Here is a 21,173-nt window from a genome sequence, read left to right as displayed (position 1 = left end):
CGCGGCGGCGTGTGCCGCGCATCCCCGAAAGACGTCCGTCTGCCCCCGATGAACGGGGTCGCATGAACAGCTTCTAGCGTAGCAGCGAGTGCGCCCGCGTTCCAGCAGTGCGGCGCACGTCAGCCTTGCGACGACGGCAGGTACGGCATCGGATTGACCGGCTTGCCGTCGCGCCGCACCTCGAACAGCAGCGCGACGCGCGCGTTGTCGAGGTCGCCCATCTCGGCGATCTCGTCGCCCTGATGCACGATGTCGCCGGTCTTCACCAGCAGCTTGCGGTTGTGTGCATACGCCGTCAGAAAATCCGCGTTGTGCTGGACGATGATCAGGCTGCCGTAATCGTTCAGGCCCGTGCCCGCATACATCACGCGTCCGTCGGCCGCTGCCCGGACCGGGTCGCCGGAGCGCCCGGCGATCTGGATGCCGCGGTTCTGCCCCGGCCGGAACGCGTCGACGATCCGCCCTTGCGCGGGCCAGGTGAGCGTGACCGCCCCCGCGTGCCGCTTCGTTTCCTGCACGACCTGCCGGTCGGTCGAGGCCGACGCGCCGGTCGCCGCATCGCTCGCGGCGGTGGTCTGCTGTGTGCCGCCGGTCGAACCCGGCGCCTGCAACGGTTGCTGCCGGACGATACGCAGCACCTGCCCCGCGCGCAGCGGGCCGCGCGCGCCGAGCTTGTTCCAGGTGCGCAACTCCGCCACGCTGCAGTCGTTCGACGACGCGATGCCCGACAGCGTGTCGCCGCGCTTCACGACGTACTTCTGCGCGACGAGGATCGGCGCCTGCGCCGGCGCAGTCGCCGCGGCAACCGACGGCGCCGCGGCGGGCTGACTCGACGGCGCCGAGCCCGCCAGCGTGTCGCTTGGCGGAACGGACTGCGTACTTGCACAACCGGCCATGACGAGCACGGCGGCCAGGCCCGACAACCACGCCGCCTTGCGGTAAATCTCGTGCTGTTTCATGGACGATCGACTCCGGTTTGACAATCTTTCAAGCATCTCAAAAACGGAACGCCCGACGTGTAACCGGATGCAAACAATGATGACAAACGATCACGAGCCCGGCACCGGCGCAGTTTTCTTGCCGGTAACCCGATCGGATCCGGAATAATTTCGCCGCTTTCGACTCACCATGCGAAGGAAATTTCGCGATGTCCCGTTATTTCGAATGGCTTTCAATAACGAAGCGAGCGCGCGGCTCAGCGCAACCAGTCCACCAGCTCGGCGCACGCCCACGCGATGCCGATGCACAGGAACAGCAGGTGCAACGCGATCTTGAACGACACCCCCCACGACGAATCGACCCGCATGACAGTCTCCCCCGGTTGATATGCGGCCATGATCCGGGATCGATCGCGCCCCGAAAATGCGGAACCGGCGAACGGGGCCTCAAGCGCAGCCTGAGACCGCGGCTGCGGTTCCTGCTAACTTATCGGCCATTCCAGTCCTTACGCGCCCCCACCCGACCATGCGCTTCGACCTGACCGACCTGCGGCTTTTCCTGAACATCTGCGAGGCCGGCACGATCACGAGCGGCGCCGAGCGCACCCACATCACGCTGCAGGCCGCGAGCGAACGCATTCGCGGGATGGAGGACGAGCTCGGCGTGCCGCTGCTGCACCGGACCAAGTCGGGCGCGCAGCCGACCGACGCCGGCCTCGCGCTCGAACACCACGCACGCACCGTGCTGCAGCAGATCGACCACATGCGCGGCGAACTGCAGCAATACGGCCAGGGGCTGCGCGGGCACATCCGGCTGCTGTGCAACACGGCATCGCTGAGCGAGTACCTGCCCGACGCGCTCGCCGCGTATCTGCCGCATCACCCGAAACTGTCGATCAGCGTCGAGGAGCGCTCGAGCCAGGAGATCGTGCATGCGATCCGCAACAAGACGGCCGAGGTCGGGATCGTCGCGGATTCGGTCGGGCTCGGCGGGCTGGAGCAGAAGCCATTCCGCGAGGACTGGCTGATCGTCGTCGTGCCGGCCGCGCACCCGCTCGCCGCGCGCGACAGGGTCGCATTCGACGAGATCGCCGACGCGGATTTCGTCGGGCTGACCGACGGCAGCGCGCTGCAGGTCCATCTCGCGGATCAGGCGCGCGCGCTCGGCAAGCGGATCCGCTACCGTGTGCAGTTGAAGAGTTTCGACGCGATCTGCCGCGTGATCGAAAGCGGTGTCGGCATCGGCATCGTGTCGCGCCATGCGGCCGAGCGGGCGATGCAGACGATGGACGTGCGGCTCGTCGAGCTGTCCGACGCGTGGAGCCACCGCAAGCTGACGCTCTGCGCGCGCTCGTTCGACGCCCTGCCGAAATACACGCAGGCGTTCGTCGCGTTCCTGTCGGGCGAGACCGCGTCGCGGTAACGCGCGCCGGATCCGGCGCACCCCATTGATACCGAGGGAGGCATGGCCATGGCAGAAACCGATCTCGCGACCCGCTACCGCGCGTATATCGACTGCCTGAACCGGCAGGACTGGGCGGCGCTCGGCGAGCACGTCGCCGACAACGTGATCCACAACGACCGGCCGCTCGGGCTATCCGGTTATCGCGCGCTGCTGGAGCAGGATTTCCGCGCCATTCCGGATCTGCGCTTCGACATCCGGCTGCTGGTGTGCGAACCGCCGCGCGTCGCGTGCCGGCTTCGCTTCGCATGTGCGCCGAGGGGGACGTTCATGGGGCTCGCCGTCGACGGCACGCGCGTCACGTTCGCCGAGAACGTGTTCTACGAATTTCACGACGGCAAGATCCGGCAGGTGTGGTCGGTGATCGACAAGGCGGCGATCGAAGCGCAACTGTGACGGCCCCTGCCGTCGCGACGCTTATCGCAGCCCCGACGCCGCCATGTACGCGCCGAGCGCGACCATCCCGACGAAGAAGCAGCGCTTGAACGCCTTCTCGCTCATCACGCGGCGGGCATACTGGCCGCCGATCATCCCCGCGAGCGCCGGCACGAGCGCCAGCGCCGACACGCCGAGATCGACCGTCTGCAGTGCGCCGGTCACGCGCAGCTGCAGGCCGAGCGCGATCGTCGATGCGGTAAACGACAACCCCAACGCCTGGATCAGGTCGTCCTTCGACAGGCGCAGCGCCTGCAGGTACGGCACGGCCGGCACGACGAACACGCCGGTCGCGGCCGTCACGACCCCGGTCAGATAGCCGACCACGGCCGACAGCCACTTTTCGTGACGCCCCGGCGCAGGCAGCCGTGCCGCGGCCAGCCCCCAGCAGCCGTACGCGATCAGCACGACGCCGAGCGCCGCGTGCGTCCAGGCGTTGCCGGCCGCGAGCGCGGGCAGGCCGCCCGTCAGCGTGCCGATCGTCAGCCCGACGAGCAGCGGCCACAGACGACGCAGCAACGGCCCGAACGACGGGCCGAGCCACAGCTGCCACACATTGGTGATGAACGACGGCACGAGCAGCAGGCTCGCGGCCGCCGACGGCGGCATCGCGAGCGTGAGCAGCCCCATCGCGATCGTCGGCAGCCCGAGGCCGATCATCCCCTTGACCGCGCCGGCCAGCAGAAAGACCAGCACGATGATCGTCAGCGTATGCAGGTGCATGAATGGCATTCCGTCCGGTTGAACACGGCGCCGATGGTGAACCACCGCCGCGCCGCCTGCCATCTGGTTTTGCCTGAGGCTGGCTCGGGCCCGTCCGACGGACCCCGTCATCGGCCAGCCTCGCGTTCATGCGCCGTGCGTCGGCCCCCGGCCCTGCTCGCTGTCGAGGTGCGCCATCTGCGCGGCCGGATAACGCTCGCCGGCAGCCGCCCCGGCGGGAACCGCCGCTTCGATGCGAGCGAGATCATTGACCGTTAGTTGCAATTTAGACGCCTGCAATGCGTCCTGCAGTTGCGTGCGCTTGCGTGCGCCGATCAGCGGCACGATGTCGTCGCCGCGCGACAGCGCCCATGCGATCGCGATCTGCGCGGGATTGCTGCCCTTCTCGCCGGCGATCGCGCGCAGCGCGTCGACCAGCGCGAGGTTGTGCGCGAGGTTCTCGCCCTGGAAGCGCGGGCTGGCCGCGCGGAAATCGCGCTCGCCCTGCCGTGCCGCGCTCCAGCCGCCGCCGAGCAGCCCGCGCGACAGCACCCCGTACGCGGTCACGCCGATCCCCAGTGCGCGGCAGGTCGGCAGGATGTCTGCCTCGATTCCGCGCGACAGCAGCGAGTACTCGATCTGCAGGTCGGTGATCGGCGCGACGGCCGCCGCGCGGCGGATCGTGTCGGCGCCGAGTTCCGACAGGCCGATATGGCGCACGTAGCCGGCCTTCACGAGCTCGGCGATCGCGCCGACCGTCTCCTCGATCGGCACGGCCGGATCGACGCGCGCGGGCCGGTAGATGTCGATATGGTCGGTGCCGAGCCGCTTCAGAGAATACGCGACGAAGTTCCGGATCGCCTCGGGCCGCGCGTCGTAGCCGGTGAACGCGCCGACCGGATCGCGCAGCGCGCCGAACTTCACGCTGATCAGCACCTGGTCGCGGGTCCGGCCGCGCAGCGCATCGCGAATCAGCATTTCGTTGTCGCCCATCCCGTAGAAGTCGCCCGTATCGAGCAGCGTGATCCCGTTGTCGAGCGCCGCGTGCAGCGTCGCGATGCTTTCGTCGCGATCCGCCGGCCCGTAGAAATCCGACATCCCCATGCAGCCGAGTGCGATCGCCGAAACCTGCGGGCCCGTGCGGCCCAGTTGACGCGTGTCCATGTCCGTTTCCTTGCAGTGTGGTGAGTGAATGAACCGCATTCTGGGCGCATTGCCGCGCGCGATAAACGCGAAACGCCCAACCAAATCATTCGACGCTGATTAACAATGGAGCCTTTGCCCGTTCCCCAACGCCCCGACCCCGCATGGATCATCTGCAAGCAATGCGCATCTTTGCGCGCGTCGCCCACCTCGGCAGTTTCACGAAAGCGGCCGAGCAACTGCAATTGCCGCGCCCGACGGTGAGCAATGCCGTCCAGTATCTGGAAAAACACCTGAGGGTGCGCCTGCTGCAGCGGACCACCCGACGCGTCGCGCTGACCGTCGAAGGCGCGACCTACTACGAGCGCTGCACGCAGCTGCTGGCCGATCTCGACGACGCCGAGACGCTGTTCGACGAAGCCGGCGCGGCGCAGCGCGGCCTGATCCGCGTCGACCTGCCCGAGCGCTTCGCGCTGAACGAAGTGATTCCGGCGCTGCCGGATTTCCACGCGCGCTATCCCGACCTGCGCGTCGTGCTGAGCACGTCCGACCGCTTCGTCGATCTCGTCGCCGACGGGATCGACTGCGCGGTGCGGGTCGGCGTGCTGTCCGACACGTCGCTCGTCGCGCGGCGCATCGGCGAGATGGCGCAGATCAATTGCGCATCGCCCGGCTATCTCGCGCGACACGGCACGCCGCGCTCGCCGGACGATTTGCCCGACCACCTCGCGGTCGGCTATTTCTCGAACCGCACGGGCCGCGAGCTGGACTGGGAATATGCGGACATGGATTCAGGCGAGCTGCACACGGTGAAGATGCGCAGCGTCGTCTCGGTCAGCAGCTCGCAAGCGTATCTCGCGTGCTGCCTCGCGGGCCTCGGGCTGATCCAGGCGCCGCGCGACGGGCTTGCGCCGCTCATCGAAGACGGCTCGCTGATCGAGGTGCTGCCGGAATGGCGTGCCGCGCCGCTGCCGGTGTCGGTCGTGTTTCCGCACGGCCGCCATCTGGCGCCGCGCGTGCGGATCTTCGTCGACTGGCTCGCGCAAACGCTCGGCGACACGCACCGGGCGGAATGACGGCACCGCTGCCGGCGCGGTCAGGCCCCGGCCCGGTGTCGCGCGATCAGAACTTGTGGCGGATCGCGGCACGCACCGCGAACTGGTTCGACGACGACGACGGGCCATCGGTGCCGACCACGTAGCCGCCGTCGGCCGCCGTGCCCGTCTTGTCGCCGGCGACCTTCTGCCATGCGCCCTGCAGATAAACGTCGGTGCGCTTGGACAGGCTGTAGTCGGCCATCAGGCCGACCGTGTGGTATTTCGGCTTGAACGAGCCGCCCGCGCCGTCGAACTTGCCGTCCGTGTACACGTACTGCGCGCCGAGATAGAAAGCGGGCGTAAGCTGGTACTTGCCGTTGATCTCGAAGTTCTGGAACTTCGTCGCGGTCAGCCCGAGCCCGTCGAACGTCGTCGCCGGCAGGTAGATGGTCGACACTGGGTTCTTCATGTCGGTCTTCGTATAGACGAAGCCGACCGTCGCCGGGCCGAACGTATAGTTGACGCCGCCGCCGAAGATGCGCAGGCGCTCGGCGACGAAATTCGCATCGTCGGACGCGATCGCGCCCGCGCTGCCGACGCCCGGGCTGTTCGCCTGCAGATACGCGGCCGCGACCTGCAGCCCGGCCAGCGAATACTGCGCGCCGACGCTGTACTGGCGGTTGGTCGAGAAGCCGGTGCTGTTGCTGAAGCTGTAGGTGCCGCCGAAGGTCAGCCCGTTCCAGTCGGGGCTCGCGTACTTGACCGTGTTGTTGACGCGAAACGAGTTGTCCGTGTTGTCGTTGTCGAACGGATGCGAGAACAGCGTGCCGCCCCAGTTGCCGTTCGCGGTCAGCGGCGCGAGATAGTCGACGACGGAGTCGTACTGGCGCCCGAACGTCAGCGTGCCGAAGCGCGACGCGCTCAACCCGACGAATGCCTGACGACCGAACATCCGGCCGCCCTGATTGAGCCCGCCGTTGTTCACGTCGAAGCCGCTTTCCAGCGTGAAGATCGCCTTCAGCCCGCCGCCCAGGTCCTCGCTGCCTTTCAGGCCCCAGCGGCTGCCCTGCGCATAGCCGCTCGCGAGCTGGTAATCCGCTTTTCCGACCCCGTTCACGTTGTTCGTGTAGTTGAAGCCCTCGTCGATCAGACCGTACAGCGTGACGCTGTCCTGCGCGAAGGCCGGCGCGGCGAACGCTGCCAGCGCGGCGGCAAAAATGACGTGCTTCTTCATGACGGTTCTCCGGAGCCGGGGGCCGGGCAGGCCTTGCGCCCGGCGATTTTGTTTGTCTGTTTATATGTGCATGGCCCGCAGGGCGGACACCGCGGTGTGCGGCCGCGAGACAAAATGGTGTCACGTCGCAAACCGGCCGTCCATCGGGGGCATGGAGCCGGCATTCAAAGCGTTGCGCGGCGCCAACTGCGCGGTTCGACCGTCGGCCCGACCGGGCTTGCCGGCAGCCGCTGACCGGCCTGCCATCCGCATAAACCCGGGCGATGTCGCATCAATGGCACAATGCGCATCCGTTCGTCATTTCTTCACGAAGTCATGCTTCACCCCGATTCATGCGCGGCGGCTGCCAGCCGCGCACGCGGCGCGCGCGGCGCGCGCCGGCAGGCGGCCCGATGACCGCCGCCGCCCGGGCCGGCCGCTACGCCGAGCTCGATTTCTTCCGCGGCCTCGTGCTGCTCGTGATCGTCGTCGACCACATCGGCGGCAGCATCCTGTCGCGCGTGACGCTGCACGCGTACGCGCTGTGCGATGCGGCCGAGGTGTTCGTGTTCCTCGGCGGCTTCGCCACCGCCATCGCGTACAACGCGCTCGCCGAACGCCACGACGAGGCCGCCGCGCGCCAGCGCTTCATCCGCCGCGCGTTCGAGATCTACCGCGCGTTTCTGGTGACGGCTGGGCTGATGCTGCTGATCACGGCCGTGCTGAACGCGTTCTCGATCGACGGCCCGAACATGCCGACCAACGATCTCGACGGCCTGCTCCACAAGCCGCTCGCGGCGCTGCGCGACATCCTGCTGTTCCGGCGCCAGCCGTATCTCGCATCGGTGCTGCCGATGTACGCGTTCTTCGCGCTGCTCGTCCCGCTCGCGCTGCCGCTCGCGCGCACGCAGCCGTGGCTGCTGCTCGCGTTCAGCGGATCGCTGTGGTACGCGGCGCCGCATGTCGCGCGCTTCCTGCCGACCGTCGAAGGCCTGCCGTGGGACTTCAATCCGTTCGCGTGGCAGTTCCTGTTCGTGTTCGGCGTGATCGCGCGCTGCCAGCCCGTGTACCAGACGCTCGCGCCGAAGCCGCAAGGCTGGCTGCTGACGGCCGCGGCGCTCGCGATCGTCGCGGCCGGCGCGTACTACCGGCTGCGCGTCGAACCGTTCCCGACCGATCCGTCGATCAAGCAGAACCTCGGCGCGCTGCGGCTCGGCAACTTCCTCGCGATCGCCTGGCTCGCGGCCAAGCTCGTGCACCTCGGATGGATGAAGAAGGTCGCGCACGCGATGCCGTGGATCGGCACGATCGGCCGCCAGGGGCTGCTGTGCTTCGTGGCCGGCACCTGCATCTCGCTCGCGGTCGATTCGCTGCTGTACCAGGCAACCGAAGGCTATCTCGACGTGCCGCTCGGCCTGACCGCCGACGTCGTCGCGATCGGCTTGCTGTATCTCGTCGCGAAGCTCTATGCGCCGTTCGTGTCGCGGCTGCCGTTCCCGTTCCGTTCGCGGCGATGACGCGCCGCGCCGTCACGCACCGCTGCTACGATAGCGGGCGCCCTTCCTGAAACGATTCGCCATGCGCCGACTTGCCCTTCCGTTCGCCGCCGTCCTGCTCGCCGGCTCCGTCGCCACCGCCCATGCCACCCAGGGCGCGACCGCGACATCGCCGTCGATGGTCCAGGCCGCCCCGCCGGCGCCGGCCGTGCAGGAAGCGCCGGTCAATCCCGGCAGCAGCATCGTGCTGCGCGCGTTTCGTTCGGCATCGCTGAAGCGCGACTGGTCCTATACGGTTTACCTGCCGCCCGGCTACAACCCGGAGGGCGCGCGCTATCCGGTGATGTACCTGCTGCACGGCAATGCCGGCAACGCGAACGACTGGATCACGCAGGGCCGGCTGCAGGCCACGACCGACACGCTGATCGAACGCCACGAGATTCCGCCCGTCGTGATCGTGATGCCGCAAGGCGGCACCGACTGGTACGTCGATCGCAAGGAGAAGATGCAGAGCGCGTTCCTCAACGATCTGCTGCCGGAAGTCGAAGCGCACTTCGCGGTATCGAACCAGCGCGCGGGCCGCGCGATCGGCGGCGTGTCGATGGGCGGCTTCGGCGCGCTGCGTTTCTCGCTGCTCGAGCCGGGCCTGTTCTGCGGCGCGATGCTGCTGAGCCCCGCGATCTACGCGAACGAGCCGCCGCTCAATTCCGCCGCGCGCTACGTCGGCGTATTCGGCGACCGGCAGTTCGACCCGCGCGTGTGGCACGAGCTCAACTATCCGACGCTGATGCGCGGCTATTTCGCGCGCAACTGGCGCGTGCCGATGTTCATCGCGGCCGGCGACGACGACCTGACGATCCAGGCGGAATCGAGCGTGCTGTACACGCACCTGCGCCGCGCGCAGAACGCGGCCGAGCTACGCATCGTCGGCGGCGGGCATACGTGGGAAGTGTGGCGCGGGTTGCTCGGGCAGGGGTTGAAGTACACGCTCGAATGCGTGAAGTGATGAAGCCCGGCCGCATGCCGGGTGCGTACGCGACGCGTGCGTGACGCGTCACCCTCCACGTCATCCTGAACTGAACTGAGTTGCACTGCGCCGCGGCCCCGGGGCGCGACGCCCGATCGGTGCGCGGTCGCGCGCGACGTTCAATTCCACGCATGGCGCGCCGGACGCACGCCATTCAGGTAGTAGTTGCCGACGAGGTGATATTTCCAGCGCACCGGATCGTGCAGCGTATGCGTGCGCGCGTTGCGCCAGTGGCGATCGAGATTGTGTTCGGCGAGCGTCGACTGCGTGCCGGCCAGCTCGAACAGCTTCTCGCCCGCGAGCAGCGCGATTTCCGTCGTCAGCACCTTCGCTTCGCCGACCGCGACGGATGCGCGCGCAACGTCGTCGTCCGTCACCGTGCCGCGCGCACCGATCTCGTCCAGCGTGCGCGCCGCGCGTTCGAGCAGCGCTTCCGCCGCATGAAGCTGGATATGCAGTCGGCCGATTTCGCGCACGATCAGCGGATCGTCGGTGGCCCGCTCCACGCCGCTGTCGACCCACGGGCGCGTGCGGGTGCGCACGAACGCCTCCGTATCGGCGATGGCCGCCTTCGCGATACCTGCGTCGATCGCCGCCTGGATGATCTGCGACAGCGGGCCGTTGAGCGTCGGCTCGTCCGATACGCGCTGCGCGGGCAGCACGTGCGACGCCGGCACGCGCACGCGATCGAGCACGACCGTGCCGCTCGCGGTGGTGCGCTGGCCGAAGCCCGACCAGTCGTCGATCACGGTGAGCCCGGGCGTCGGCTGCGGCACGTATGCGAGCCACGCCTGCTGCGCATCGTCGAGGCCGAGCACCGGCACGTAATGCGCGAACAGCGCGCCCGTCGAATAGAACTTGGTGCCGTCGACGACATGGTCGTCGCCGTCGCGGCGCACGCGCGTCTTCAGGTCGAGCACGTGCTTCGTACCCTTCTCCGAGAAGCCGTTGCCGAACCGCTTGCCGCTCAGGATCTCGGCGAAGAAATGGCGCTTCTGCGCGTCGCTGCCGACCAGCGCGATCACGTCGACCAGCCCGAAATGATTCTGCGGCAACTGCCCGAGCGACCCGTCGGCCGCCGCGATGATCTTGATCACCTCGGTGAGCGTCACATGCGACACGCCCGCGCCGCCGTAGGCCTTCGGCACCGTGATCGCCCACAACCCCGACTGCGAAAACCATTCGATCTCGTCGCGCGGCAACCGGCGCTCGCGATCGCGCTCGGCCGCGCCTTGCGCGAGCCGCTGCGCCAGCGCATGCGCGGCCGCGATCGCCTGTGCATCGTCGGCGATCACGCGGGCGACCTGCGGTGTCGCGTCGGCCGGCGGCTCGTGAATCGTGGCGCTCGTATCGGACATCGGGCTCTCCTGATGGATGACGAAAGCATTCAATCTAGCAGTGCGTCGCGGGCCGGCAAACCGAGCGATTCTCGTAACGTTATTCCTTCGGATAACAAACGACATGGTGCCCGCCTCCACGTTTCGACGTCGCAATCGACGCGCTGACGTCGATATGCCCGCGTAGCCGGCGCGCGTAATGCGTATCGACGATAACGATCTGCGAATCCGTTATTGGAACGCTCGCGTCCCGCTTCCTATACTGGGTCTCCCGGTGCAAACGGCCCCGCCCTTCGAGGAACACGCATGACTTCGTCGCACGCAGACACCGATCTTTCCACCGGCGCCGACTACGACGCACTCGCGAGCCGCTTCAGGCCGATCTTCGAGCGCATCGCGGCCGGCACCGCCGAGCGCGACCGCCGCCGCGAACTGCCGCACGACGCGATCGGCTGGCTGAAGGACGCCGGCTTCGGCGCGATACGGCTGCCGGTGCGCGACGGCGGCGACGGTGCGTCGCTGCCGCAACTGTTCCAGTTGCTGACCGAGCTCGCCACGGCCGATTCCAATCTGCCGCAGGCGCTGCGCGGCCACTTCGCGTTCGTCGAGGACTGGCTGAACGCGCCGCCCGGGCCGCAGCGCAGCGCGTGGTTCGACCGCTTCGCGAACGGCCAGCTGGTCGGCAACGCGTGGTCGGAGGCCGGCGACGTGCCGCTCGGCCAGACCATCACGAAGGTGTCGGAGCAAAACGGCCGGCTCGTGCTGAACGGCCGCAAGTTCTACAGCACCGGCAGCCTGTTCGCCGACTGGATCGACGTATTCGCGCAGCGCGCGCACGACGGCAGCGACGTGATCGTCGCCGTCGCCACGGCACAGCCCGGCGTGATCCGCGAAGACGACTGGGACGGCTTCGGCCAGACGACGACCGGCAGCGGCACGACGCGCTTCGAGGATGCGGCGGTCGACGCCGACCACGTGATCGACTTCGGCCGCCGCTTCAAGTATCAGACCGCGTTCTACCAGCTGTTCCACGTCGCGACGCTGGCCGGCATCGGCCATGCGATCGTGCGCGACGCGGGCGAACTCGTGCGCGGCCGCACGCGCGTGTACAGCCACGGCAACGCGGCACGCGCCGGCGACGACGCGCAGCTCCAGCAGGTGATCGGCGAAATCGCGTCGTGGGCGTATGCGGCCGACGCGCTCGCGCTGCGCGCCGCGCAGCCGCTGCAACGTGCGTACGTCGCACGCTTCGGCGACGACGACGCAGCCGAACACGACGCGAACGTCGCGGCCGAAATCGAATCCGCGCAGAGCCAGCTCGTCGTGTCGGAACTCGTGTTGCGCGCGGCGACGCGACTGTTCGATGCGCTCGGCGCATCCGCGACGCGCAGCACCACCGCGCTCGACCGCCACTGGCGCAATGCGCGCACGGTGTCGTCGCACAATCCGCTCGTCTACAAGGCGCGGATCGTCGGTGACTGGATCATCAACGGACGCACGCCGCCGTTCGTCTGGCGCGTCGGCGACGGTACACGTGCCGGCACGGAAACGGGAGCGGCCCGATGAGCAAGACCATTCGCTTCAACGCGTTCGAGATGAACTGCGTCGGCCATCAGTCGCCGGGGCTGTGGGCGCATCCGCGCGACCGCTCGTGGCAGTACAAGGACCTCGACTACTGGACCGATCTCGCCCGCGTGCTCGAACGCGGGATCTTCGATGCGATCTTCATCGCGGACGTGATCGGCTATTACGACGTCTACCAGGGCAGCAACTATCACGCGCTGCACCAGGCCGCGCAGATTCCGGTCAACGATCCGCTGCAGCTCGCCGCGCCGATCGCGATGGCGACCGAGCATCTCGGCATCGGCATCACCGCGTCGACGACATTCGAGCATCCGTACACGTTCGCGCGCCGCCTGTCGACGGCCGACCATCACACCAAGGGCCGGCTCGCCTGGAACATCGTCACGTCGTACCTGGAAAGCGGCGCGAAAAACATCGGCGACAACGGGCTGCGCACGCATGACGATCGCTATGCGGTCGCGGCCGAATATGTCGAGGTGCTGTACAAGCTGTTCGAAGGGAGCTGGGAAGACGGCGCGGTCGTGCGCGATCGCGACGGCCGCGTGTTCACGCATCCGGAGAAAGTGCACGAGATCGGCCACAAGGGGCGCTTCTTCGACGTGCCCGGCTATCACCTGTGCGAGCCGTCGCCGCAGCGTACGCCGGTGCTGTTCCAGGCCGGCGCGTCCGGCCCCGGCAAGGCGTTCGCCGCGCAACACGCCGAATGCGTGTTCGTCGCCGCGCCCACCCGCCCGCAACTCGCGCGCTATGTCGCCGACGTGCGCGCGCAGGCCGCGGCCGCGGGGCGCGACCCGCGCGACGTGCTGATCTACAACCTCGTCACGGTGATCGTCGACGAAACCGACGAGAAGGCGCAGGCGAAGTTCGACGAATATCGCCGCTACGTGTCGTACGACGGCTCGCTCGTGTTCATGTCCGGCTGGACCGGCATCGACTTCGGCCAGTACGCGCCGACCGATCCCGTCAGGCGCGTCGAAACGAATGCGATCGTATCGGCCGTCGAGCACCTGGCCGGCGGCGACACCGCGTGGACGATCGAGGCACTGGCCGCGTGGGGCGGCATCGGCGGGATGGGCCCCGTGTTCGTCGGCTCCGCGCAGACGGTCGCGGACATCCTGCAGGAATGGGTCGCCGCAACCGACGTCGACGGCTTCAATCTCGCGTACGCCGTGGCGCACGAAACGTTCGAGGACATCGTGCGCTACCTCGTGCCGGAGTTGCAGCGGCGCGGCGTCTACCCGACCGGATACACGCCCGGCACGCTGCGCGAGAAGCTGTTCGGCCGCGCCGCGCGGTTGCCGGACGCGCATCCGGCTGCGCGGTTTCGCGACATCGAGCAGGTCAAGCGCGACGCCGAACAGGTGGCCGACTACGCGTGAGGGCCATGCGGCCGGCCCGCGCGCGGGTCAGCCGGGCCTGGCGGCAACCGCCCGCGTGCGCGCCGGGCCGGTCGCGCCATGCGCGGCCGATCAAAGCCACGTCCCGCCCTGGCGCTCGTTCGGCTCGTCGGCGAGCGCGTCGAAATCGTGAATCCAGTCCAGGTGATGCAGCACGCTGTCGCGTTCGCCGAGCCGTGCATTGCGCGCCTGCGCGGCCGGCCCGTCGGGCAGATGCAGCACGTCGGCGGCCGTGATCGACGCGTACTGCACCTTGCGCGTGCGACCGCGCCGCAGCCGCTCGTACGCTTCCTGCGCCTCGCGCCAGTTGCCCGGTCCGGCCTTCGCCAGTTGCTCGGCCAGCACCACCGCATCCTCGATCGACTGGTTCGCGCCCTGCCCGTGATGCGGCACCAGCGCATGCGCGGCGTCGCCGATCAGCGTCACGCGCCCGCGGCTCCAGCGGCCGAGCGGCGGCCGGTGGAACAGCCCCCAGCGCTGGCTGACCGGCACCGCGGTGATCATCTGCACCACCGCCGGGTGCCAGTCCTTGAACAGGCGCAACTGCTCGCCCTCTTCGGCCGGCATGACCCACTCGCGCGACGGCCACGGCGACGGATGACGCTCGACCAGCAGGAAATTCTGGTCGCCGTTGTCGCCGATCGGATAGTGCAGCAGGTGGCCGTGCGGTCCGACCCAGAACTGGATGGTTTCCGGATCAGGCAGCAAGTCCATCCGCTCGGCCGGCACCACGCCGCGAAAACCCGAACACCCCGAATACAGCACGTCGTCGTAGCCGAGCATCCAGCGCCGCGTGATCGAACGCGCGCCGTCCGCGCCGATCACGAGATCGGCATCGACGCGCTTGCCGTTGTCGAACGTCAGCGTCACGCGATCCGGATGCTGCGCGAGATCGACCAGCCGATGGCCCAGATGGATCTGCTCGACCCCGACGGCCTGCGACAGGATCGCCTGCAGATCCGCACGATGCACGCCCCAGTACGACCCGCCGAACTGCCGGCGATAGTCGGGTGCGCCGCGATGATGGCCGATGACCGCCCCGCTGCGGCCGTCGCGATAGACGAGCGCCGGGATTTCCGCGCACACCGCGTCGAAAGCGGAACGTAATCCCATCCGCTCGTAGAAGCGCGTCGCATTCGCCGACAGCGCGACGGCCGCTCCGACCTCGCGCAGCACGTCGGTCTGCTCGTACAGTTGCGCGTCGATGCCGCGCTCGCGCAACGCAAGCGCCAGGGTCAGGCCGCCGATGCCGGCGCCGACGATCGCGATGTTCAGATGGGTCTGCATGATGAAGGTGTCTCCGGTATTCAGATAGTCAGTTATCGAGGCCGCGGCGCGCGTGGCCTGCTCTGCGCGCGTGTCGAATGCATGCGCCGTATCGGTATTGTCAGCAGCCAACCCTCATCCCACAATAAAATGCAGGGAATCTGCTTCATCACTGAACGCAATGACCGGGAACACGGCGACACCATGGAACTGAGCGAGATCGACCTCAATCTGCTGCTGCTTTTTCAGCGGCTGATGCAGGAGCGGCGTGTGTCGAGCGTCGCCGAGCAGATGAACATGAGCCAGCCGGGCGTGAGCAACGCGCTCGCGAAGCTGCGTCGCCGGCTCGGCGATCCGCTGTTCGTGCGCGGGCCCGGCGGCGTGGTCCCGACGCCGTTCGCGTTGCGGCTGGCCGAGCCGGTTGCGCAGGCGCTGTCGACGCTGCACGCCGCGCTCAATCCGGAGACGGGTTTCGATCCGCTACGCGCGTCGCGCACGATGACGATCGGGATGACCGATATCGGCGAAGTCGTGTTCCTGCCCGCGTTGCTCGAACATCTGTCGAAAGCGGCGCCGGGCATCGCGCTCAATACGGTGCGCAACACGAGCGTGAACCTCAGCGACGAAATGGCCGATGGCCGCGTCGATCTCGCGATCGGGCTGCTGCCGCAATTGCAGGGCGGGTTCTATCAGCGCCGGCTGTTCGATCAGCGGTACGTGTGCCTGTTCCGCCGCGGGCATCCGCTCGAGGACGCGCCCCTCACGGTCGACGCATGGCGGGAAGCCGAGCACCTGGTCGTGGTGTCGGCCGGCACCGGCCACGGGCAGGTCGACGAATGGCTGAAGCGGCGACGCGTCAAGCGCCGCGTGCGGCTCACGGTCCCGCATTTCATGAGCGTCGGCTATATCCTGCAACGCACCGACCTGATCGCGACCGTGCCCGAGCATCTCGCGCTGCAACTCGCCGCGCCGTTTTCGCTGAGCTGGCGGGCGTTGCCCGTCACGCTGCCGGGTGCGCCGATTCATATGCTGTGGCACACGCGCGTGAATCAGGACGAAGGCAACCGGTGGTTGCGGGAGGTCGTGGTCAGCCTGTTCTCGGAAGCCGAAACGCGCGGACGAAAACCCGCGCCGGCACGCAGGAAATAGCGGCCCGCGCCGCGAACCGGCCGTGCGCGGTACGATGTCGCTTCAACCGGCGCACGGCGATGCCATCGCGCTCTTGCCGCCTCTTTCGTCACCCCAACCCGCAGGGAATCAAGTCATGTCTGTCTCGCAGAAATTCGCAGCCGTCACGGGCGCCGGATCCGGCATCGGTCGTGCCGCGGCGATCGCACTCGCCGGCGCGGGATTTACCGTCGCACTGATCGGACGCCGCGAAGAATCGTTGCGTGAAACGAAAGAGGCAATCGTCGCCGCTCACGGCGACGCGCACGTGTTTCCGGCCGACGTCACCGACGAAGCGTCGGTCGATCACGCGTTCGCGCAGATCGCGCAGCAGTTCGGCCGGCTCGACGTGCTCTTCAACAACGCCGGCCGCAACGCGCCGGCCGTTGCACTCGACGAATATGCATTCGACGTGTGGAACGCCGTCGTCGCGACGAACCTGACGGGCGTCTTTCTGTGCGCACGCGCCGCATGGCGCGTGATGAAAGCGCAAACGCCGCAGGGTGGCCGGATCATCAACAACGGTTCGATCTCGGCCTATACGCCGCGCCCGAACACGATCGCGTACACGGCCACCAAGCATGCGGTGGCCGGCATCACCAAGTCGCTCGCCCTCGACGGTCGCGCGTACAACATCGCGTGCGGCCAGATCGACATCGGCAACGCGGCGACATCGCTGACGGACCGGATGACGGACGGCGTGCTGCAGGCCGACGGACGCATGGCGCCCGAGGCGCGGATGGATGTCACGCACGTGGCGAACGCGGTCGTTCAGATGGCGAATCTGCCGCTGGATACGAACATCCTGAACATGACGATCATGGCGACGACGATGCCGTTCGTGGGGCGTGGATAAACGGGATCGCAGGGATCGACCGGGCGTTGCCGCGCACCGCCTGTTCCGTTACTCCCCTCCTCGTCTTCCTGCCCATCGACGGCGGCTTGACGATGACGAACCGACGACGATCCTTGCCCCGGATCCAGAGCGGCGCGTTACCGCGCCCGCTCCATTCGTTGCCGCTCGCCGGATCGCGATAGCGCCCCGGCGTTCAGCGGTCGTGATAAATCGCGAGCCATACGGTCGGCTCTTCCGGATGCGTCCACGCGACACGATGCCGGCAATGCGGTTCGATCAGCACGTAGTCGCCGCGGCGCATGTCGTGCAGCGCCGGATCGCCTTCAAATTCGAGCGCGGCCGCGCCGGACAGTAACGCAACCCACTCCGCGCGCGGGTCGTCGTACCAGAATCCGTCGGGACTCGTGTGCCCCATCGACACGATCCGCTCGACGTTCAGGCGCGATCCGGCGACGAGTACGTCGACCTGCTCGTCGTCGCTTCGGGTCCGTTCGATGCCGAACAGGTTGCCGGTTTGAAGCTGCATGATTCGACCTCCCGTCGCCCTCCGCGTGAAGGCGGTTGACGTCCACTGTAGCGTGGCGACCGTCGTCGGGGCGAACTCGTTTTGCGGGTATCAACTCGGCGCACCCGTCAGGATGGTCACCGACATACCCGACGAAACGCGCCCCAGCGACAAAACCGCCTTGACAAGTTGCGCATCGCAACTAATATGACTTGCGAACCGCAACTTTCCCGGGCTGATCATGGACCTCATCGATATTCCCGCCAAGACTCGCGACGCAACGATCCTCGAGCTTCGCGACTTTTCCCGGAAACTGGTCCGTGAACTGGGTTTCATGCGCACGACATTGGCCGACAGCGACCTCGCGCCATCGGCCGTTCACGCCGTGCTCGAAATCGGAATGGCGCCCGGTATCAGCGCAAAGGATCTCGGCAATATCCTTCGGCTCGACAAATCGAATACGAGCCGACAGCTTGCCCGACTGGAAGCAGCCGGCTTCGTGACGCGCCGCGTCTCGCCCGACGATGCGCGCGCGACCGAGTTGTACCTGACCGCCGACGGGCAAAAGCTCCGGGAGAAAATCGACCAGTTTGCGACCCATCAGGTGTCGAATGCGCTACGTCGCATGGTTCCGGCAGACCAGCAAAACCTGATCCGCTCGCTCGCGCTTTATAGCGACGCGCTGGCGCAGGACAACGTTGCGACACCGCCAGCCGCGAAGCAGAACGCCGCGCAGATCCTCGACGGCTACCGGCCCGGCTGCATCGGCGACATAGCAAGCCTTCACGCACGGTTCTATTCGGAACACTGGGGATTCGGCGCGTTCTTCGAGAAGAAGGTTGCGACCGAACTCGCCGAATTTGCGGGCGCGCTCCCGGCCGCAGGCAAGGCGCTCTGGCTCTGCGCGGAAAATGGCCGCACGCTCGCCTCTCTCGCCATCGATGGAGACAAGATGTCGGGCATCGCGCACTTGCGATGGTTCATCGTCGACGATGCGTTGCGCGGCTCGGGAATCGGGCGGCAGCTCATGACGCTTGCCATGAGGTTCGTCGACGAGCAGCAGTTCGACGAGACGTATCTCTGGACATTCAAGGGACTCGATTCGGCACGTCACCTGTACGAATCGTTCGGCTTCGCGCTGACCGGCGAATCGGCAGGCTCGCAATGGGGAACCGAGGTCGTCGAGCAACGCTTCAGCCGGCGAAAATCGGGCGGCTAGCGCACGGCCCCGCACCGCCCTTCATCGGGAAACCGCCCGCCTCGAACGAACCCGCCTGCCACGATGCCGCTCCCTCTTGTCTTCTTGCCGGCCATGCCATGCGACGCACGAATGTATGCGGCGCAGGTCGACGGGCTGAGCGATCTTGTGTTGCCGTCCGTGCACGTGCTGTCGCACCCGACCTTCGCGGAAAGCGCCGAGCACCTGCTGTCCGTCACGGAAGGGTCGTTCATCCTCGCAGGCACCGCGTATGGCGGCTGTCTGGCACTCGAAGTTCTCGCCAGGATGCCCGATCGCGTTCGAGGCCTCTGGTTGATGAACTGTCAGCCCGGCGCCCATCCGGATCCGGCGTCGGCGCGCGCCACGAGTCGCAGAATCCGCTCCGGCGAACATGAGCGCGTGATCGCGGAATTCGCCGAGAACGCCATCCCCGCCGACGACATCGCGGCGAGAACGACATTCGTTCAGATGGCGCGCGATGCCGGTGCCGACGTGTTCGCACGGCAATCCGATGCAACGTCGACGCGGATGGATCGCTGGTCCACGCTCGCATCGACGCGGATCCCGACGTTGCTCGTCTGGGGCAACGCGGACCGTTTCGTTCCCGTCGACGTCGGCCGCCGCATCGCCGCATCGATGCCGCATGCCCGCTTCGAATCGATCGACGCGTGCGGCCATTTTCCGACCCTGGAGCGCCCGTCGCGATGCACGGCGATCGCGCGTCGATGGTTGATCGAGTCCGGCCTGACGCCCTTGTCCGCACGTTGACGCACCGATCCGCTCACGCCGCCTGTCACGCAGCCGTCTCGTCGTCGATATCCCGCGCCGTCGGTTCGTGACGCACGATCAGCAGAAACACGATCGGCGTGGCCGCGCTGACCGCGACGACCCAGAACATGTCCGTGCCGAGCCGGGCCTGCAGGATCGGCAGCACGAACAGCGCAAGCGCCTGCCCGATGCCGCACAGCGAACGCCCGAAGCCGACCCCGGTGCCGCGGATCGCCGCCGGGTACGACAGCGTCGGATAGATCATCATCTGCGCACCGGGCCCGAAGCCCTCGGCGAACAGCCAGGTACCGAGCATCAACAACACGACGCCGATCGCGATCGCGCCGTGCGGATGCCCGGCCAGCGCGAGCGCGACGAGTGCGACGCACTGCAGTGCGAAGCCCGCGATCGCGACATGGCGCGACGGATAGCGATACGCGAGTCGCATGCCCAGCAAACCGCCGGTGAACGCGAACAGCACGTTCAGCGCAAGCGACGCGGCGATCGTCTCGAACACGCCCGCGCCGAGGAACTGCGACAGGATCGACGGCAGGAAGAACGCGATCGCCGTGTATTCGAACGGAATGCACAGGTTCATCACGCTGGCGACGATCGTGCGGCCTAGATACGGGCGCTGGAACAGCACGCGTATCCGCACCGGCGGCTGGCTCGGCGCGCGTGGCGCGTCCTCCGCCTCGTGGGCGTGAATCCCGTACGACTCGCGAAGAATGCGCGCGGCATTGGCGAGGTCGCCCTGATTCGCGGCCCACAGCGGCGATTCGTTCATGAAGCGATTGCGCACCAGGATGATGACGAGCGCGGGCACCGCGCCGAAGATCAGCGACGCGCGCCACAGCCAGCCCGCATGCTCGGCCGGCAGCAGGAAGTACAGCCCGAAGATCAGCAGGAAGCAGACCGACGACGCCACGTACCACATCGGGCACCACGCGGCGAGCCGCGACGCCTTGTTGCCGCGGCCGCTGAACTTCGAGAACTCCGCGAGAAACGCCATCGCGACGGGCAGGTCGATGCCGACGCCGAGCCCCATCACGAAGCGCGCGCCGATCAGCACCCACACGTTCGGCGCGAGCCCGGCCGCGATCGCCGCGATCACGAAGAACAGCATGTCGGCCATGAACACCTGATAGCGGCCGATCCTGTCGGTGAGCCAGCCGCCGAGCAGGCTGCCGAAGATCGTGCCGATCATGATCGCCGACCCGACCAGCCCGGTCAGCGCGGGCGTCAGGCCGAACTCGCGCGCGACGTCGTCGATGCCGTACGACAGCGTCGTCAGGTCGTACGCATCGAGAAACACCCCGCCGAGCGCGAGCAGCACGATCATCCGCGCATGGCTGACGGCGCTGTCCGTCGTGTTGATCAGGCGTGCCACGTCGCTCGCGGAGCGGATGGGCGCGGAAACCGGCGTGATAGCAGCATTCAGATCGATCGAACTCATCGCATTCCCTTGTTCCGCCGGATAGCCGGCGATGTCTGCACGGAGACAGGAACCCGACACGCGCGTGCCGGGCTCCGGAAGCGAAGATTCTGTTCTTGCGATCCGGTTATCCCAACCGATATAAACCGATAAATTATTCGGTGTGCGTCATAAAGTCTTGCGGAC

Annotated in this window: 19 protein-coding genes and 1 pseudogene; 11 read left to right on the top strand and 9 right to left on the bottom strand. The window is 67.4% G+C overall.

Annotated features, from left to right (window positions below; all coding sequences use genetic code 11):
* Positions 1–119 precede the first annotated feature (119 nt).
* The gene (locus BX604_RS16930; RefSeq protein ID WP_098551797.1) at positions 120–959 is read right to left on the bottom strand and encodes a peptidoglycan DD-metalloendopeptidase family protein; all 840 of its coding nucleotides are present in this window, start codon (positions 957–959) and stop codon (positions 120–122) included.
* Between the two features lie 505 nt (positions 960–1,464).
* On the opposite strand from BX604_RS16930, the gene BX604_RS16925 reads away from it, so the two are divergent.
* On the top strand, positions 1,465–2,361 hold the full coding sequence (locus BX604_RS16925; RefSeq protein WP_098551796.1) for a LysR family transcriptional regulator: 897 nt from the start codon (positions 1,465–1,467) through the stop codon (positions 2,359–2,361).
* A 48-nt stretch (positions 2,362–2,409) separates the two neighbouring features.
* A complete protein-coding gene (locus BX604_RS16920) occupies positions 2,410–2,796 on the top strand; it encodes an ester cyclase (RefSeq protein ID WP_098551795.1) in 387 nt (128 codons plus the stop codon).
* Between the two features lie 21 nt (positions 2,797–2,817).
* Here BX604_RS16920 and BX604_RS16915 read toward each other — a convergent pair whose 3' ends face one another.
* Both BX604_RS16915 and BX604_RS16910 read right to left on the bottom strand, forming a co-directional pair.
* A complete protein-coding gene (locus BX604_RS16915; protein WP_175801857.1) occupies positions 2,818–3,558 on the bottom strand; it encodes a sulfite exporter TauE/SafE family protein in 741 nt (246 codons plus the stop codon).
* 126 nt (positions 3,559–3,684) lie between these two features.
* On the bottom strand, positions 3,685–4,701 hold the full coding sequence (locus BX604_RS16910; RefSeq protein ID WP_098551793.1) for an aldo/keto reductase: 1,017 nt from the start codon (positions 4,699–4,701) through the stop codon (positions 3,685–3,687).
* Positions 4,702–4,844: 143 nt separating this feature from the next.
* Here BX604_RS16910 and BX604_RS16905 point away from each other — a divergent pair, with 143 nt between their 5' ends.
* Complete coding sequence (locus BX604_RS16905) at positions 4,845–5,756, top strand: LysR family transcriptional regulator (RefSeq protein WP_098551792.1); 912 nt, start codon at positions 4,845–4,847, stop codon at positions 5,754–5,756.
* 46 nt (positions 5,757–5,802) lie between these two features.
* On the opposite strand, the gene BX604_RS16900 is transcribed toward BX604_RS16905, so the two are convergent.
* Positions 5,803–6,951 (bottom strand): porin, encoded by a 1,149-nt coding sequence (locus BX604_RS16900; protein WP_098551791.1) that lies wholly within the window; start codon positions 6,949–6,951, stop codon positions 5,803–5,805.
* A 392-nt stretch (positions 6,952–7,343) separates the two neighbouring features.
* On the opposite strand from BX604_RS16900, the gene BX604_RS16895 reads away from it, so the two are divergent.
* Both BX604_RS16895 and BX604_RS16890 read left to right on the top strand, forming a co-directional pair.
* Complete coding sequence (locus tag BX604_RS16895; RefSeq protein ID WP_098552930.1) at positions 7,344–8,447, top strand: OpgC domain-containing protein; 1,104 nt, start codon at positions 7,344–7,346, stop codon at positions 8,445–8,447.
* A 61-nt stretch (positions 8,448–8,508) separates the two neighbouring features.
* Positions 8,509–9,432 carry an alpha/beta hydrolase gene (locus BX604_RS16890; RefSeq protein ID WP_098551790.1) on the top strand — a complete coding sequence of 308 codons (924 nt, stop codon included), beginning with the start codon at positions 8,509–8,511 and terminating at the stop codon, positions 9,430–9,432.
* Between the two features lie 140 nt (positions 9,433–9,572).
* Here the strand turns inward: BX604_RS16890 and BX604_RS16885 are convergent, their stop codons facing one another.
* The gene (locus BX604_RS16885) at positions 9,573–10,811 is read right to left on the bottom strand and encodes an SfnB family sulfur acquisition oxidoreductase (RefSeq protein WP_098551789.1); all 1,239 of its coding nucleotides are present in this window, start codon (positions 10,809–10,811) and stop codon (positions 9,573–9,575) included.
* Between the two features lie 285 nt (positions 10,812–11,096).
* On the opposite strand from BX604_RS16885, the gene BX604_RS16880 reads away from it, so the two are divergent.
* Positions 11,097–12,356, top strand: a complete 1,260-nt coding sequence (locus tag BX604_RS16880) for an acyl-CoA dehydrogenase family protein (protein ID WP_098551788.1) — start codon at positions 11,097–11,099, stop codon at positions 12,354–12,356.
* On the top strand, positions 12,353–13,753 hold the full coding sequence (locus tag BX604_RS16875) for an LLM class flavin-dependent oxidoreductase (RefSeq protein WP_098551787.1): 1,401 nt from the start codon (positions 12,353–12,355) through the stop codon (positions 13,751–13,753). Before BX604_RS16880 ends, BX604_RS16875 begins: the two co-directional genes overlap by 4 nt.
* A 90-nt stretch (positions 13,754–13,843) precedes the next feature.
* Here BX604_RS16875 and BX604_RS16870 read toward each other — a convergent pair whose 3' ends face one another.
* Positions 13,844–15,058: an FAD-dependent monooxygenase gene (locus BX604_RS16870; RefSeq protein ID WP_098552929.1), complete on the bottom strand. Its 1,215-nt coding sequence runs from the start codon at positions 15,056–15,058 to the stop codon at positions 13,844–13,846.
* Positions 15,059–15,241: 183 nt separating this feature from the next.
* On the opposite strand from BX604_RS16870, the gene BX604_RS16865 reads away from it, so the two are divergent.
* On the top strand, positions 15,242–16,186 hold the full coding sequence (locus tag BX604_RS16865) for a LysR family transcriptional regulator (protein ID WP_098551786.1): 945 nt from the start codon (positions 15,242–15,244) through the stop codon (positions 16,184–16,186).
* Between the two features lie 115 nt (positions 16,187–16,301).
* Positions 16,302–17,060 carry an SDR family oxidoreductase gene (locus BX604_RS16860; protein WP_096499903.1) on the top strand — a complete coding sequence of 253 codons (759 nt, stop codon included), beginning with the start codon at positions 16,302–16,304 and terminating at the stop codon, positions 17,058–17,060.
* Here the strand turns inward: BX604_RS16860 and BX604_RS40000 are convergent.
* Positions 17,023–17,232: pseudogene (locus tag BX604_RS40000) on the bottom strand (H-NS family nucleoid-associated regulatory protein); the annotation flags it as partial. The gene BX604_RS16860 and the pseudogene BX604_RS40000 sit on opposite strands and share 38 nt — an antisense overlap.
* A 21-nt stretch (positions 17,233–17,253) precedes the next feature.
* The gene (locus BX604_RS16850; RefSeq protein ID WP_098551785.1) at positions 17,254–17,586 is read right to left on the bottom strand and encodes a cupin domain-containing protein; all 333 of its coding nucleotides are present in this window, start codon (positions 17,584–17,586) and stop codon (positions 17,254–17,256) included.
* Positions 17,587–17,806: 220 nt separating this feature from the next.
* Here BX604_RS16850 and BX604_RS16845 point away from each other — a divergent pair, with 220 nt between their 5' ends.
* Together BX604_RS16845 and BX604_RS16840 are read left to right on the top strand one after the other, a co-directional pair.
* Complete coding sequence (locus BX604_RS16845; RefSeq protein ID WP_098551784.1) at positions 17,807–18,784, top strand: helix-turn-helix domain-containing GNAT family N-acetyltransferase; 978 nt, start codon at positions 17,807–17,809, stop codon at positions 18,782–18,784.
* Between the two features lie 63 nt (positions 18,785–18,847).
* On the top strand, positions 18,848–19,552 hold the full coding sequence (locus BX604_RS16840; protein WP_098551783.1) for an alpha/beta fold hydrolase: 705 nt from the start codon (positions 18,848–18,850) through the stop codon (positions 19,550–19,552).
* 25 nt (positions 19,553–19,577) lie between these two features.
* Here the strand turns inward: BX604_RS16840 and BX604_RS16835 are convergent, their stop codons facing one another.
* Positions 19,578–21,008 carry an MFS transporter gene (locus BX604_RS16835; RefSeq protein WP_098551782.1) on the bottom strand — a complete coding sequence of 477 codons (1,431 nt, stop codon included), beginning with the start codon at positions 21,006–21,008 and terminating at the stop codon, positions 19,578–19,580.
* Positions 21,009–21,173 lie beyond the last annotated feature (165 nt).

Source organism: Burkholderia sp. JKS000303 (assembly GCF_002563755.1).
GTDB lineage: Bacteria > Pseudomonadota > Gammaproteobacteria > Burkholderiales > Burkholderiaceae > Burkholderia > Burkholderia anthina_B.
Note: the sequence above shows the minus strand (reverse complement) of the source record. Positions and strands in the feature narration are given on the sequence as shown.

Coding starts and splice junctions, on each gene's coding strand:
- BX604_RS16835 (WP_098551782.1), bottom strand. CDS start 21,008: ATGAGTTCGATCGATCTGAATGCTGCTATCACGCCGGTTTCCGCGCCC.
- BX604_RS16905 (WP_098551792.1), top strand. CDS start 4,845: ATGGATCATCTGCAAGCAATGCGCATCTTTGCGCGCGTCGCCCACCTC.
- BX604_RS16900 (WP_098551791.1), bottom strand. CDS start 6,951: ATGAAGAAGCACGTCATTTTTGCCGCCGCGCTGGCAGCGTTCGCCGCG.
- BX604_RS16840 (WP_098551783.1), top strand. CDS start 18,848: ATGCCGCTCCCTCTTGTCTTCTTGCCGGCCATGCCATGCGACGCACGA.
- BX604_RS16850 (WP_098551785.1), bottom strand. CDS start 17,586: ATGCAGCTTCAAACCGGCAACCTGTTCGGCATCGAACGGACCCGAAGC.
- BX604_RS16870 (WP_098552929.1), bottom strand. CDS start 15,058: ATGCAGACCCATCTGAACATCGCGATCGTCGGCGCCGGCATCGGCGGC.
- BX604_RS16885 (WP_098551789.1), bottom strand. CDS start 10,811: ATGTCCGATACGAGCGCCACGATTCACGAGCCGCCGGCCGACGCGACA.
- BX604_RS16845 (WP_098551784.1), top strand. CDS start 17,807: ATGGACCTCATCGATATTCCCGCCAAGACTCGCGACGCAACGATCCTC.
- BX604_RS16890 (WP_098551790.1), top strand. CDS start 8,509: ATGCGCCGACTTGCCCTTCCGTTCGCCGCCGTCCTGCTCGCCGGCTCC.
- BX604_RS16910 (WP_098551793.1), bottom strand. CDS start 4,701: ATGGACACGCGTCAACTGGGCCGCACGGGCCCGCAGGTTTCGGCGATC.
- BX604_RS16880 (WP_098551788.1), top strand. CDS start 11,097: ATGACTTCGTCGCACGCAGACACCGATCTTTCCACCGGCGCCGACTAC.
- BX604_RS16930 (WP_098551797.1), bottom strand. CDS start 959: ATGAAACAGCACGAGATTTACCGCAAGGCGGCGTGGTTGTCGGGCCTG.
- BX604_RS16915 (WP_175801857.1), bottom strand. CDS start 3,558: ATGCACCTGCATACGCTGACGATCATCGTGCTGGTCTTTCTGCTGGCC.
- BX604_RS16895 (WP_098552930.1), top strand. CDS start 7,344: ATGACCGCCGCCGCCCGGGCCGGCCGCTACGCCGAGCTCGATTTCTTC.
- BX604_RS16860 (WP_096499903.1), top strand. CDS start 16,302: ATGTCTGTCTCGCAGAAATTCGCAGCCGTCACGGGCGCCGGATCCGGC.
- BX604_RS16865 (WP_098551786.1), top strand. CDS start 15,242: ATGGAACTGAGCGAGATCGACCTCAATCTGCTGCTGCTTTTTCAGCGG.
- BX604_RS16920 (WP_098551795.1), top strand. CDS start 2,410: ATGGCAGAAACCGATCTCGCGACCCGCTACCGCGCGTATATCGACTGC.
- BX604_RS16875 (WP_098551787.1), top strand. CDS start 12,353: ATGAGCAAGACCATTCGCTTCAACGCGTTCGAGATGAACTGCGTCGGC.
- BX604_RS16925 (WP_098551796.1), top strand. CDS start 1,465: ATGCGCTTCGACCTGACCGACCTGCGGCTTTTCCTGAACATCTGCGAG.